At 70.2% G+C, this 14507-nt stretch carries 9 protein-coding genes; 3 read left to right on the top strand and 6 right to left on the bottom strand.

From position 1 onward, the window contains the following. Positions 1 to 352 precede the first annotated feature (352 nt). The 3 genes from HNR51_RS18265 to HNR51_RS18255 all read right to left on the bottom strand — a co-directional run bounded on the left by HNR51_RS18265 (position 353) and on the right by HNR51_RS18255 (position 3497). Positions 353 to 1684, bottom strand: a complete 1332-nt coding sequence (locus HNR51_RS18265; protein WP_182555878.1) for an MFS transporter — start codon at positions 1682 to 1684, stop codon at positions 353 to 355. Positions 1685 to 1694: 10 nt separating this feature from the next. Continuing rightward, positions 1695 to 1973: a metal-sensing transcriptional repressor gene (locus HNR51_RS18260; protein WP_182555877.1), complete on the bottom strand. Its 279-nt coding sequence runs from the start codon at positions 1971 to 1973 to the stop codon at positions 1695 to 1697. 411 nt (positions 1974 to 2384) lie between these two features. Next, the gene (locus tag HNR51_RS18255) at positions 2385 to 3497 is read right to left on the bottom strand and encodes a DNA-binding protein (protein ID WP_239681588.1); all 1113 of its coding nucleotides are present in this window, start codon (positions 3495 to 3497) and stop codon (positions 2385 to 2387) included. Positions 3498 to 3858: 361 nt separating this feature from the next. On the opposite strand from HNR51_RS18255, the gene HNR51_RS18250 reads away from it, so the two are divergent. Together HNR51_RS18250 and HNR51_RS18245 are read left to right on the top strand one after the other, a co-directional pair. Then, complete coding sequence (locus HNR51_RS18250; RefSeq protein ID WP_182555876.1) at positions 3859 to 6042, top strand: hypothetical protein; 2184 nt, start codon at positions 3859 to 3861, stop codon at positions 6040 to 6042. A gap of 478 nt (positions 6043 to 6520) precedes the next feature. Beyond that, complete coding sequence (locus HNR51_RS18245) at positions 6521 to 8902, top strand: bifunctional diguanylate cyclase/phosphodiesterase (protein WP_182555875.1); 2382 nt, start codon at positions 6521 to 6523, stop codon at positions 8900 to 8902. Positions 8903 to 9064: 162 nt separating this feature from the next. Here HNR51_RS18245 and HNR51_RS18240 read toward each other — a convergent pair whose 3' ends face one another. The 3 genes from HNR51_RS18240 to HNR51_RS18230 form a co-directional block, all read right to left on the bottom strand. Further along, entirely contained in the window at positions 9065 to 10534 is a 1470-nt protein-coding gene (locus HNR51_RS18240) for a PepSY domain-containing protein (RefSeq protein WP_182555874.1), read from the bottom strand. A gap of 2 nt (positions 10535 to 10536) precedes the next feature. After that, the gene (locus HNR51_RS18235) at positions 10537 to 12675 is read right to left on the bottom strand and encodes a TonB-dependent receptor (protein WP_182555873.1); all 2139 of its coding nucleotides are present in this window, start codon (positions 12673 to 12675) and stop codon (positions 10537 to 10539) included. 187 nt (positions 12676 to 12862) lie between these two features. Further along, entirely contained in the window at positions 12863 to 13237 is a 375-nt protein-coding gene (locus HNR51_RS18230; RefSeq protein ID WP_182555872.1) for a hypothetical protein, read from the bottom strand. A gap of 457 nt (positions 13238 to 13694) precedes the next feature. Here HNR51_RS18230 and HNR51_RS18225 point away from each other — a divergent pair, with 457 nt between their 5' ends. Further along, entirely contained in the window at positions 13695 to 14507 is an 813-nt protein-coding gene (locus HNR51_RS18225; RefSeq protein ID WP_182555871.1) for a hypothetical protein, read from the top strand.

The raw sequence follows: 14507 nt of genomic DNA, 5'->3' as shown, positions 1-14507 counted from the left end.
ACGCACCGTATCGGCTCGGAAATTTCGCCCGAAAGCCTTGGGGATGCTCGCTTTTCACTCCCTCACGGAAACAAGGATAGGGACAGACGGACATAGCTTGTTGTGCAATCCGGCGCATTTCGAATGTAAAATTCAGTCCGCTGCTCGATGCCTGGCCTGGCCGTTAAGGTCCGGCTACCGAGGCGAATGCCGACCGCCTCGCTCGACGCGCTCGCGCTGCCAGCCATCCTAGGCGGCGGCGCCATGGCCAGGTGTCCTGACCCGATCACGGTTCTGCCTCCAAGGCGACCCCACCGTCGACGAAGGCTCTACCAAGCTTCCGCCCCACACCCACCTGAGCTCCCGTGACAGGTCATCCCGGGCGGTGCGCCGGCCACCGGTGGTGAAGGTCGTCGATGACGAAGGGGTGGGCATGCCGGTCCATCCCGGCCCCTTCGATGTGCGGGTGATCGCGCGCGAGGTCGGGATGCGCGTGCTCCACGATGTCCGGGTCCGAGGCGGGCCACAGCACCGCCGCCACCGCCATGGCCGCCAGGGCGAGCACACCCAGCACCGTGAGCGCGACCGGCATGCCGGTCGCGACGCCGAGCCAGCCCGCCAGTGGGTAAGTCACGAGCCAGGCGACATGCGACAGGGCGAACTGTGCCGCGAACACGGCGGGTCGATCCTCGGGCGTGGCCGAGCGGCGGAGCAGGCGTCCGGTCGGCGTCTCGGTGGCCGAGTAGCCGACCCCGAGCACCAGCCACGTGGCGAGCAGCATCGGCCAGCCGATGCCGCCGCCCCAGGTCGTGGCTGCGAAGGCGAGCAGCACGACGCCGAGGAGACCGGCCGCCGGCAGCATCACCGTCCGGTCAGCCAACCGGTCGAGCACCCGCGGCAGGAGCAGCGCCGCGACCATCGAACCGCCGCCGAACAGACCGAGCGCGACGGCGACGTCGCCCTGCGGGCGCTGCAGGACGGCCTGCACGATCACCGCCGTGTTCACGATGACCATCGAGCCGGCGGCGGATACCGCGAGGTTCAGGGCGAGAAGGCCACGGAGGCGGGGCGTGGCGAGGTAGATCCGCAGGCCCCGGGTGGTCCGGTCGTAGATGCCGCGCCGCTCGGTCCGCTTCGGGCTCGGCAGGCCGACGGACATGACGAGCGCCGCGGAGCACAGGAATCCCAGCACGGTGCCGCCGAACAGCCAATGGAAGTCGGCGACGGTGAGCAGAATTGCCGCGAGCGTCGGACTGAGCAGGTTCTCCAAGTCGTAGGCGAGGCGCGAAAGGGAGAGCGCCCAGGTGTGGTCGCGCTCTTCCGGCAGGATGTCGGGAATGGTCGCCTGGAAGGTCGGGGTGAAAGCGGCCGAGCAGGACTGCAGCACGAGGACGAGGACGTAGACCTGCCAGATCCGGTCGACGAAGGGCAGGATCAGGGCGACCGCGGCACGCACGAGGTCGGTCGCCACCAGGAAGGCGCGGCGCGGCAGTCGCCCTGCGAAGGCGTTCGCCACCGGGGCCACCAGAACGTAGGCGACCATCTTGATGGCCAGTGCCATGCCCAGCGCCGCGCCGGCCTCGGCCCCGGCGAGGCGATAGGTCAGGAGCCCGAGCGCGACCGTCAGCAGGCCGGTGCCGATGAGCGCGACGACCTGCGCGGCGAAGAGGTGCCGGTAGGTCCTGTTGGAGAGGACGTCCAGCATCGCACGCCCCTCACAGGTACTTCGCCAAAGCCTTGAACTCGGCAAGCGCTTCCCTGGCGGTCCTGCCGCCATCCCCATCCCCGACCCCGTCGCCGATGCAGTGCTCCATGTGGTCCTCGATCAGGACGCGCTTGGCGTTGGCGATGGCGCTCTCCACCGCGTGGAGCTGCTGGGCTAGGTCCACGCACGGCCGGCCCTCCTCGATCATGGCGATGACGGCGGCTAGGTGGCCGTGGGCGCGCCTCAGGCGCTTGACGATGTCGGGGTGGGAGGCGTGCGCGCGGTCCATCCGCTTATGCTATCCCCCCGGATAGGATAATGGAAGGGTGATGGACGCTCCAGGGGGATGCTGGCGCCCATCGGGGAGCGGAAGTCGGGTGTCGTTCGGGCGGAGTCCCGTCACGGTGCCGACACCGCCCGCGGAAGCCCGGCACGAGGCGACCGGTTGCGATGCAGGACCTGCGAACCGCCCCGGGACCGGCGGCGCGGGGCTGGACGGAACCTGGCGTCGTCGACCTCCGCGAGGCGCGGCACCCGTCCCGGGCCTTCGCCGCGCGTCTGCCTCCGCGGAGGAGCGTCGCCGCACGCCTCCCGGACCTACGGAAACCAACACCGTCCTCGGAAGGTAACGCGTAACGCATACCGCTGCCCGCTACGCGTTCCGCGCCGAGTCGCGCACCGGACATCCCGCGCCAGCCCTTCAGGCGGAGCGGTCGCCGCCTCTGCTCGACCCGGCCGTCGCACTCCTCCCGTCCCAGTGGCCCTCGACGGCGAGGGCGGCGAAGCGACCGTCCTCCAACGCCTCGAAGGGCCGTCCCTCCACGATCCTGCCCCTCAACTTGTAACGGAGGCGACCGGGCGTGATCCGCTGAAACCGTGCGGACGCCTCGACCCATTCCGAACCCATTCCGTCCAGGATGGCCTCGACCGTCAACGGCCCCTCCTTCGACAGACGGTCGTGGACCTCGTGCACGAACCGGCGCCAGAACTCCCGGCTGCCCATCGCCGCGACGTCGTCACCCACGCCCGGCTTCGGCTCCGCCGCGGCGCCCGCATCCTCCGGCTCCGCCAAGCCGAATCGGTAGCCGACCTGGGACAATCCGTTCCCGTCCTCGGCGATCCGGAGAAGATGGTAGCGCAGCCAGGCCGGCGTCAGGGGGAACCCCAACACCTCGCCCTGTCGCTTCAGCGCCTCCGGCAAAGCCTTGAAGAGCGGGTGGACCGCCATCGGTCCCTTCCGGCGCACCACCGCCTCGACGGCGTCGCGCATGGCGTCCCAGAAGCCGTCCGCCTCGCTGGCCAGCTTCCGCCCGAACGCGGCGTCGATGAGACCCTCCTTCGTGGCCGGGGCCGGTTCCGGCATCGCGGGTACGACGGGCATCGCCGAGCCGGACCGCCATCGGTCCAGCTCGGCCTGGAGCGTCTCGATCCGCTCCTCCAGCCGGTCGACCCGCTCTAGAGCCTCGTCCAGCACGTCCCGTTCCAGCGCCCGCCGCTCCTCGGCCTCGACGAAGTCGGCCAACCTCGCCCGGGTCGCCTCGACCCGCGCCATCTCCAGCAACTCCCGCCCGATCCCGACGACGCGCCTCTCGAACGCCTCCGGCAGGTCGGCCTGCTCGATGGCCGGTCGGTAGTCCTCGTCCTCCCTCCACTTCCTGAGAGCGCGGGCGATGTCGCCGAACGAGCCGCCCCCGAGCTGCTTGCGGACGTTGCGGACCGATACCCGCTCCTTGACGCCACCGGGCGGAGCCGGCCTCGCCCGTATCAGGTTCGCCGCGTGAAAGACGTCGTTCACCCCAACCATGCCGGCCATCCCCGCTCGATCCGGGCATCATGGCGAACGGCGGTGAAGAAACGGTCGAGGCGCGCAGCCCATCCCCGGGGAACCCGGCACGACCGTCGGTCCCGGCGTGGCCGACCGTGCGTCGTCGGGCGACCCAGGCCGCTCGCGCTCCGATCCGCCCCCTCGCAAGCGGTCGGGTTCCCGTATATCCCCTCTTCCCTCGGGGAACGTATGCCTTCATCCCCGGGACCGGACGTTTCTCCCGAAATCCGCGATGCCTTCCACGATCCTCACCTCCGTCATCTTGAGCCCGGGTTACAGCGCGGACGTGGTGGCCGGCTCCCCGAACGCGCGGGCGGAGGCGATACGCCTGACCGCGGCGGGAATCCTCGTGTTCCTCACGGCGGACGACGCGGCCACGGCCGGGGCAGGTCTGCGCTGGCTGCGCGATCCGACGGAACCGGACGGGCGGGACGGAGCCCTCCTGCGCCTCGTGACGCCCGGGGCTTACCATTGGCCGGACGGCGAGGTCCGCATGCCCCTCGACGCCGCCCTCGACGACGGCGGGCTTGCCGCGGTGCGGACCATCGTCGAGGAGGTCCTCTCGCGAGCCCCGGCGGACGGCGCCGGGCGCGTCGAGGACGGCGCGGGGTTCGTCAGCGTCTCCACCGTCGGGCCCCTCACCCCCGACCTCGTCCGAGACATCTGGACCCGCTGCGGCGAGGACGACATCGCCCTCGGGATGGAAGGCCTCGACCTGGAGGCGAACCCCTCCTCGGCGGCATCGGGCCGGCAGGTGACCGTCATCGCGCCGGAACTGCCTTCCACTGCCTGGTACACCGCAGTCACCCGCGCCGAGCGGATCGACCCACGGTCGCTCCTGCTCGTCATGCGAACCGACGAGACCGAACGTGCCTCGCTTCGGGCCTTCCGTGCGCGTCTCGCCGCCGACCGTCGCCGCCTCGGCGCGGACGGACCGTCGCCCGAATGCATCGTGGATACCTCGACGCCGGGGACCGGCATCGATGCGCCCGAGGGACATGTCCTCGCGCCGCGCATAGCCGTGCCGAGCGCGGTCCATTTCATCCAGCGTTGGAGCGAGAGCAATCGGCGCTACGTCCGCGAGCATTACTGGAGGGCGACGGAAGCTGCGAGGACGAACCGCAACCGCGCGAGCGGGCTGCTCGTGGGGCTGGACGCGGTCCGGTACGCAAGGGCCCGCGACCTCGTGCGATTGGCGAGCCTCGAAGGTGGCGACCGCGTCTTCGACGACTATTCCGGCGCCGTCTGCTTCGACCCGGGGTTCTACGAGTTCGCGGTTCCCCTCACGACCGGGGACCGGGCCGTGGACGGCCTCGTGGACGAGTTGCGCCGCTACTTCGACGACAAACTGAACGAGATGCCGTTCGACCGGCCGCTCCTACGGCGACGCCTGTTCACGAATTCGCTCGTGCTGCTTCGCGGGGACGCCTACTACGCGAACCTCAAGCAGGTCCCGCCCTGGGAACGGGCCGACGACTACAAGGAGGAAGCCAAGGCGCTGGACGTCCTCTTCCGCAGGCTGCGGTCCCAGGGGACCTTCAACGCGGCGGTCGCGGCCTGCCTGGGTAGGGGCGACGCGACACGGAGCGGGTGGAAGCTGCTTCTCGGCGCGGTCGACCAGGCGCGTAACCTCGGGCTGATCCTCCTCAGCATCGCCTCGCATCGATGGAGGGACAGCCACCGCCAGACCGACGACCGCGATCTCCTGTCGGCGGCTACGGACCTGGTCAGGATCTACTACCGGGTCATGCTGGGGGACGCGTCGCTGACCGGCGCGGACCTGGCCCAGTCGGTCATCGCCGGGGCGGGGCGTGCGGTCTCCGAACTCAGCGCCCTCCGGGAGGATGAGGAGGCCCGGGCGCGGGGTTCGGACTGGTACGACCCGGACAGACCCATCCGGAGTTGGCGCGAGGCCGACGATCCTTACGAGAACCTGCTCCTGGGCCTCCTCGCGGTGGAGGGCCTCGACCGGGAGGCGAACGCGGTCGCCCTGGGGATGTTCTGGGGCGGTGTCGAACTGCCCATCGTGGCCGACGTCGCGGCCGGGTTGCTCGGTCGCGGCCTCAATTGCTGGGGGTTCCTGTCGCACGGGCGATACAGCTCCGCCGCGATGCAGGAGGGCAACCACTTCTGCGACCTATCCACATCCGGCTGGCGCGATATCGCCGCTTTGTGTGAGGGCGGCACTAGCAAGGTGCTCCTGCTGGACGATAATGCCCTGAGCGGCGGGACCCTCGAATCGGCACGCGACCTGCTCCTCGGCCATGGCTTGGCGAACGTCGAAACGTGGGTGGTGCGTTTCAGCGGCGAACGCCGCGAGGGGCAGATGCGGATGGACAAGGGAGGGACCGTCGAGCCCGCCTATATGGACAAGCGGCTCAAGGGCTTCCTCGGCGAAACCCCTTACGCCCGCAGCTACTCGCGCAAACGCTACGAGAGCCCGGTCGGAATCTTCAACACGGCCCGCAGCCGCATCCTGCGTTATCTCCACAACAACAGTTTCGCTTCCAAGTTCGAGCGCGAAGGCTTCTGAGAGGTCACCATGGCAACAGACCCCCGTTTCGCCACGATGTTCGAAGGGCCCTCGCCCACCGCGCGCCGCATCGACGGCATCAGGGACGCGCGTTCCGGGAAGCCCAAGCTGTCCAGCGACCGCGACTACCTGTCGGGATACGACGCGGGTACGACGTACGGCCCCGGCGATGCCGGTCGCGCGCGGGACGGACGGACACGCGGTCCGCACGAACAACGGTAGGCCGAGGGGACCGGCCGGGATGACATCGTCGCCATCGTAGCGAGAGGCGCCCTCCGGTACGCCATTCCCGGCCACGTTCACCCCGTCGAGTCCGATGCCGACGTTCCGGCCCCTCCCCACCGCAGGGCCTGCGGTCGCACGACGCACCCGAACGCGGTTCATTCGCCCGCGAATCCGCCTGCGAGTTGCGCATCGTTAAATCGTCCTACACGCCGGACGGCAATCCTGGGACCTCGGACATCCCCGGGACCGCCATATGCTCACCGTCGTCGGATGCCTGGTCGAGAGCCATGACTTCCGCCTGGTCACCCTGGCGGCGGGCATCTGCGCGCTGTCCTCCCTGACGACGGTCTGCCTCGTCAGCCACGCGCGCCGGGCGCTTGCCGGTGCCCAGGCCGGATGGCTCGCCGTCGCGGGTACCGCGGGCGGCTTCGGCATCTGGGCGACGCATTTCATCGCCATGCTGGCCTTCGCGCCGGGCATCGCGAGCGGCTACGACGTCCCGCTCACGGGCCTGTCGCTCGCCATCGCCGTCCTGCTGGTCGGTTCGGGCCTTTCCCTCGCGGTCCTCCAAGGCGGCCGCCCGGCGGCCTGGGGCGGTGGCGCGATCCTCGGGTTCGGCATCGCGGCGATGCACTACAGCGGCATGGCCGCCTACGACGTCGCCGGCCACAAGGCCTGGGACGCGGCAATCGTCGCGGTCTCGCTGGCGCTCGGCGGGCTCCTGGGCGGCGCGGCGCTGGCGGTGCAGGTCGATGCCCGGGGCCCCGTGGGCCAGGCGGCCGCCGCGCTCATCCTGCTGCTCGCCATCTGCAGCCATCACTTCACCGCCATGGGCGCCGTCACCGTCACCCCCGACCCGACGCTCGCCGTGTCCGAGACCGCCGTCCCGAACGCATGGCTCGCGGTCGCGGTGGCGCTGGCGAGCCTCGCCATCCTGCTGTTCGCCGGGGCGGCCCTGGCCCTCGACGTGCGCGACCGCCGCCACGCCAGGCAGGAGGCGGACCGCCTGCACAGCCTCGCCAACGCCGCGGTCGAGGGACTGCTGGTCTGCACGGGAGACACCGTGGTCAGCGCCAATCGCAGCTTCGCCAAGCTCGTCGGCCTGCCACAGGGCAGCCTCGCGGGCACCGTCCTGTCAGCGTACCTGCCGGGCGAAGCCGGGCGGTTCGCCCTCGCGAGCCAGCCCGACCGTCCGGTGGAGACCGCCGTGCGCCAGGCGGACGGAACCCTCGTTCCGGTCGAGGTCATCATGCAGCCGGTCGAGCATGCGGGACGCCCGCACTACGCGGTGGCCGTCCGGGACCTGCGCGCACGACGCCGGGCCGAGAGCCGGATCCAGTTCCTTGCCCATCACGACGCACTCACCGGCCTCGCCAACCGCGCCAGCTTCGGCACGCGTCTGGAGGAGGGGATGCGGGCCGTCGACGCGGGCGGTGGCAAGCTCGCGGTGCTCTGCCTCGACCTCGACCGCTTCAAGGAGGTCAACGACCTGTTCGGCCACGCCGCCGGCGACGCCATGCTGGAGAGCGTCGCCAGCATCGTCACGGCCGAGCTCGACGGCGCCATGATGATGGCCAGGCTCGGCGGCGACGAGTTCGCCGTGCTGATGCCCTGCGGGCACTCCTCCGCCGCGGGGCGGCTGGCCGAGCGCATCCTTGAGGCGCTGCGCGCCGGGCGGCCCGACGGGAACGGCCCGCCGGTCGCCGCCAGCGTCGGCATCGCGGTCTACCCGGACGACGCCGACGACCGGGCCGGGCTCCTCAGCAACGCCGACACCGCGCTCTACCGCGCCAAGTCGGACGGGCGAGGCACCTACCGCTTCTTCGAGGCGCGCATGGGCGCCGAGGTGCGCGAGCGCCGGCTCCTTGAGCACGACCTACGCCACGCCGTGGCCCGACGCGAGTTGGAGCTCGTCTACCAGCCTCAGACCGAAATCGGCTCGGGCGAGGTCATCGGCTTCGAGGCGCTGCTGCGCTGGCGTCATCCGGAGCGCGGCCACGTCTCGCCAGCCGTGTTCGTCCCCATCGCGGAGGAGAGCGACCTCATCCTCCAGATCGGCGAGTGGGTTCTGCGCGAGGCCTGCCGCGAGGCGGCGAGTTGGCCGCGGCCCCTGTCCGTCGCGGTCAACGTCTCGGCGGTGCAGATCCACGGCCCCCGCTTCGTCGGCCTCGTCCACGAGGTGCTGCTGCAGAGTGGTCTCGCCCCGCACCGCTTGGAGGTCGAGGTGACCGAGACCGCGCTCATCAGCGACCCGAACAGGGCGCTCCTGACCCTGCGCCAATTGAGGGCGCTCGGCTTGCGCATCGCCATGGACGACTTCGGGACGGGCTACTCGTCGCTGTCGAACCTGCGATCCTTCCCGTTCGACAAGATCAAGATCGACTCCTCCTTCGTGCGCTCGGTGGACAGCAACGAGCAGACGGCGGCCATCATGCGCTCGGTCCTCGGCCTCGGTCGCGGCCTCGGCCTGCCTGTCCTGGCGGAGGGCGTCGAGACGGCGGCCGAACTCGGCTTCCTCGCCGCCGAGCGTTGCCATGCGGCCCAGGGCTACCTCATGGGCCGTCCCTCTCCCATCGGCCACTTCAGCACGCATACCCACGGGAGTTCCGCCGGCGCCGAGAAAATCCGCGCATGAGGACCGTACCCGGCCAGCGCCGAACCGGGGTGGGCCGGCATCCGCCATCCCGACGCAGGCCGGCCCCTTCCGCCCGTAACCGAACGGTCGCGCGCGCAGCCCGTTCAGTGGTGCGCGCCCAGCATCCACGTTCGGGGTCCGACATTGGCGCGCCGCAGTCGATCAAGGGCGAGCGTTGCCTTTGCCCATGAGCCTCAGGCGGCGCCAGGCGACGACCGTTCCCGAGACCGCGACCAGGAGCCCGCCAAGCGACAGAAGCAGCACGAGCGCGTCCCATGCGGGTCGGTACCGGGTCAGCAGTGCGAAATCGAAACTGTGAGGGGCATTGAACAGCCAGCGGTAGGCTCGGTTGGAGCGATCCATCCTGTCGAGCATCTCCCCCGTCGATGGATCGATGTGGAACCATGTTCGTGCCGGGTCCGTGAAACGTACCCGTAGGACCGGGAGTTTGCGCTCGCGATGGTGGCTGTACCAATAGAGGTCCTCGGACGTCAGGAGGTCGACCGTGGGGGCGGGATGATCCGGGAGCAAGCGGGCCGCGGCCGTCTCGATCCGCTGCCGGCTCGGTGCGGCCGAGGTTCCGCAGCACGCCCCGGTCGGACCGCCGTCGCAGCCCAGCAGGATCTGCGCCTCCCCGTCGAAGCGTGCGAAACGCGCCTCGGTGGCTTGCGGGCAGGAGGCCATGAGGGCCGCCGGGTCGAGCGGCGGCCGGGAGCCGTACCTGCCCTCGTATCGCGCGAGGGCGGCCCGGTCCGGCTCGCGGGGCGGGAACCAGCGGTTCGGGTTCATCGAGACCCAGCCGCTGGCGACGAAGGTGACCAGCGTCGTGCCGGCGACGAGCCCCCCGAGATGGTGCCATGCCATCCAGCCGCGATAGGGCGTCACGGAGCCCCGGGCGTAGCGCCTCCGCAGGCGCACCCTCATCACCCCGACGGCCATGCCCGTCACCGCCCCGACGGTCCCGAGGCCGGACAACCACAGGACCACGTCGCGCCAGAGGTCGCGCTGCGCGCGCAACGGCGTGAAGTAGATCCAGTGCGGCACAGCCCCGAACCAGTTCCAGAACCGCTCGTGCCGGCTCGTGTCGAGTGCGGTCTCGCCGGTGACGGCCGAAACGTAGAGATGCGTGTCGGCGTCGTCCCCGAGCGCGATGCGGTGGAAGGGACGCAAAGGATCGAAGCGCTGCGGCACCGTCCACTGGTCGCGTTCGACCAGGCCGAGGTTGGTCGCTCGGCCGGATGCCGGATGGTGGCGCGCAACGGCCAGCGCCCGATCCGCCGAGACCGATCCGACGACGTGCCCGTCGGTGGCCGAAACCGTACGGCGCGGACCGTTCCAGGGCGTGATGCGGTAGACCGGCTCGGTATCGAGCATCGCGAGATCGAGGCGGCGCACCGCCTCCTGCGCGAAGCCGGCGCGGTCGACCGCATCCTCGGGCTCGACCCCCACGCGGTCCCAGGCGATCGGCGGGAGCGCCGCGCGGCGCTCCGCGTCGGTCAGGCGCGGGAAGCCGACATACATCATCACGACGCCGGAGACGAACCACGCCGCGAAGAGCAGACAGGTGAGGATGCCGAGCCAGCGGTGGCCGAGATAGAGCCAGCGCCGCAGTCGCTTCGCGAGAGGGGGCATGCTCAGAAGGCCACGTAGTAGACGAGTTCGACCGAGCGCGGACGGCCGAGCAGGACGGAGGCGGCATTGCCTCCGCGGGCGGCGGCGTAGACCTCGTCGGTGAGGTTGTAGAGGCGCAGCGACAGCCGTGAGTTCGGTTCGGGCCTGTAGTCGATGACGGCGTTCAGCAGCGTGTAGTCGGGCCTGCGGACGGCGTTGGCGAAGTCGCTGACCATCGAACCGACATGCTGGACGCCGAGCCGCGCCTCCCAGCGCGGCGCGAAGGCGTGGGCCACCCAGAGGTTGGCGACGCGCTCCGGCACGTCGACGGGCTGGTTGCCCGCGTAGGACACGACCTGTCCGGCGACCGTCTGACGGAAGTCGTCGTACTGGGCGTGCAGCAGCGCCACGTTGGCGTCGATGCGCCAGTTCTCCCACAGCGACAGCGACAGGGCGGCCTCGACGCCCTGCGAGGATTGGCTGCCGACCTGAACCCCGACGCCGGGCTGGCCCGGCACGGCGCTGACGAGGTTGTCCTTCACGATGCGGTAGCCCGCGAGCGTCCACTCGGCCGTGCCGTCCCAGAACAGGCCCTTGGCTCCGATCTCGACCTGCCGGCCGTTCGACAGGCGGAAATCCCTCTGGGCGAGCGACAGCGTCACGAAGTTGCCGACCGGATCCACGGCCGTCGCGTAGCTCGCGTAGAGCGAGATGTCGGGCAGCGGCTGGTAGACGAGGCCGGCCCGCCAGCTCAGCGCCTCGAAATCCCGCCGGAAGCGGGTGCCGTCGCGCAGGTTGTCGTTGCGAATGCTCGGGGCTTCGTAGCGCAGGCCGGTGACGAGGGAGAGCTGCTCGGTCAGCACGAGGCGGTTCTCGGCGAAGAGCGCGTACTGGTCGGTGTTGGTCTCGTAGCCCGGCGCGGTGCCGGCGAGGTTGATGAACCGGCCCGGCACGAAGGCGAAGGGGTCGACCTCGTCCGTACCGCCATAGGGACGGTTGTTGATGTGGCGGTAGCGGATGCGGTTCACCTCGAAGCCCAGCACGGACTGGCTCTGCAGGCCGAACACCTCGCCGCGCAGCGTCGCGTCGAAGCGGTTGCCGACCTGCTCCTGGTCGTGGCGGATATCTGCGAAGAGGGACCGTTGGATGCGACCGGACTCCGGCAGGAACGTGTAGCCCTCCGCGTTGCGGTAGAGGCGGTCGCTCGTCATCCGGTAGGCGATGTTGCGCAGGGTGAGGTCGGCGGTCGGGCTCCACTCGGCCTTGAGAACCGTCCAGTTGTCCCGCCACCGGATGTCGCTGTCGGCGACGTTGAAGTTCGTGTCGCGCAAGGCACGCGGCACGCGTCCGTTGACGAGCGGCGAGCCCCAGTAGCGCTCCGGCGCGTTGTCGCCGTAGTCGTTCGAGAGCGTCACCGAGAGGTCGGCGCTCGGCCTGTAGAGCAGCGCGCCCGAGACCGCGAGGTTCTCGAAGTCGCCGTTCGGCCGCAGCCAACCCGCGCCGGCGTTCCGGCTGACGTCGAGGCGGTAGGCCAGCACCTCGTTGATCGGCCCGCCGGACCCCACGGCGATGCGCCGCGTGTAGTCCGAGCCGAAGCCGACCTGCGCCTCGTTGACCCGTTCGAAGGTCGGTCGCTTGGGGACGACGTTGATCACCCCGCCGATGGCACCCTCGCCGTAGAGCACGGAGGCCGGGCCGCGTAGCACCTCGATGCGCTCGACGTTCCAGGTGTCGAACGGAAAGGTCTGCGTGCTCGTGTAGAGGCGCACCCCGTCATAGAGCCGCATCACCGAGTTCGTGCCGACGAAGCCCCGCGCCGAGAAGCTGGAGTTGCCGGTGCCTGGGGAGGCGGTGCTGGCGATGCCGACACCGTTCTGGGTGACCGCCTCGTTGACCGTGAACTGGCCCCGCTCGCGCACGACCTCGCCGGAGATGACGTCGACGCTCGCCGGCGTCTGGAGCGGCGTGAGGCCGAGCCGGCTCGCCGAGCGGCCGGGAGTCGCGAGGTTGAGGCCCTTGGGGGCGGGTGAGCCTTTCGACGCACTGACATCGATCATGTCGAGTTCGACCGCGACCGGTCCGACCTGGGCGGAAAGGGTGCCGGGAACGATGAGCGACGTACTCGCGACGACCGCGCGGATCGCGATGGAACGAGGGAACATGACGGCTCCTGGGCCCGAACGCGCGGGTCCCCTCGGGGCGCGGCGATGCGGGCGGCTCTGATCGATGAAGGACCGGCGCGCAGGCGCTTACGCGCGACCGCGTCGCCGATCTCGATGCAGGGGCCGGACAGTCTGCTTCAGACGTGAGACAGCCGCCGGCTGACCGGTCGCGGAGGACGCGAACGGGTCAGACGGCGACCGGAGGGGCGCGAGGACCGGTGGATCCGTGAGGACGGGCCGGCGGGCCGTGGAACCGAACGACGAGCCAGCGTCGCTCGCGCAGCATGACGGGACTGGGCGCAGGGACGGTCTTCGCTTCCGGCGAGACCAGAGCCAACAGCGCCGACCGGCACGCCATCGAGCAGCAGGACCCGTGCTCCGTCTGCCCCCCGCGCTCCTCGGTGGCGTCATCGCGGTGGTCGAAGCAGATCACACCGGGAGCCTGCAGGCTCATCCGGGTCGCGGCGATGCCGCCGAACAGGCTCTGGAGCACGAGCACGTAGAGCACGAGCACGCCGAGGGCGGCCCGCCATGCTCGTGGGTGCTGCACGTGACGCTTCATCCCGTCGTCTTCAGGCGATGTGCGCCTGGCTGTCAACGGTCAAGCTTACCGAAATGAAAGACGCGATGCTTCAGGCTATCGGGGGGCTCATGGTGAATCCCTCGCGATCCGGCCATCGGTCGCAACGGCCGATGCGCTCACATCGTGCCGGCCAAGCTCCACCATCTCGTCTCGGCGGCCGCAGAGCGCCCCTTTGGCTCGACGTCGACGATGTCATCGCCGTCGATCCATGCAACCAATAGTTATTGGAGCATATCTACAAACCCAAGGGTGGTTCCATTGTCCGAATGTCGAGAACAGGCGACGCTTGATCGATGGATACCTACGCAACGTCTTAACGATGGAGCAACGCTCCTGGGCGCAAACCTCTAGTCACTAGAGATTTTGGTTGTCCGCCGGCCTTCCGCAGCTGTACGCATCCTTCGGGCGCCGACCTCGGCACCCTTCGGAGGGCCAAATGAGAATTGGTTTTTTCGCCGACGACGATTCTGCCTGTCGCGTCGCCTTCCTCGCCGACAAAGCCTTCGACTGGGCCGAGGATGCTTCGTCCGGGGCCCCGAGTTACTTGGCGGGTGGGGAATGCATCGCCGAGGCCGTGCCGGACTACCTCGACGCGGCCTCGGCCAGGGGTACGAACCTGTTCGTGGCACTGCCGCTTGGGTGCGTGGACGACGCCTCGATAAGGAGCCGCCTGGACCTGGCGGTGGTCACCTCGGGGGATCAGCCCCTGGCGGTCGCCAACGCCCGGCGGGCATGGGAGGCCGAACTCGCGTCCTCGCCCGTGGGTGTTCCCCCTGTCTGGTTGCTCCCCTGCCGTCGCGAGCGTCGGTCGTCCGTCGCACGGACCCTGCCGGTGCGGTTCGACGGGCGGCATGGGGGCGGCAGGAACCGTTCGGCCCGCCTGGGCGGCGCCGCCGCCCAGCAGGCGCTCGGCCTGGCGGCGTCGCTTCTCCTCGCGGCCGAGGATCCGTACGCGAACACCCTCTCGCCGGAGGACCTGATCCACGTCCTCCAGGGCCGGACCACCGCCGCCGGCCTGGCGCTTCGCGATAGGCTCCTCGAACTCGCCTCGCATTTCGAGGACGCGGCTGCCGAGGCGCACGCACCGCACGTCAGGAGGCGCGGCGCCGGGGGAACGGCGGTTTCGACGCTCGCGCCGCGCCCGCGGGACGGGCGGGGCCTCGCGAGGAGGACGCGCCGCGCGAAGGCGGTGCAGGCCACCGTCGCGCAGGACGCATGCGCCGCGCCGTACGGCGCCCGGCTGGCCTGA

This window comes from Methylorubrum thiocyanatum, assembly GCA_014138645.1.
In the GTDB taxonomy this organism is placed as follows: domain Bacteria; phylum Pseudomonadota; class Alphaproteobacteria; order Rhizobiales; family Beijerinckiaceae; genus Methylobacterium; species Methylobacterium thiocyanatum.
This window is presented reverse-complemented; position numbering and strand designations above follow the sequence as displayed.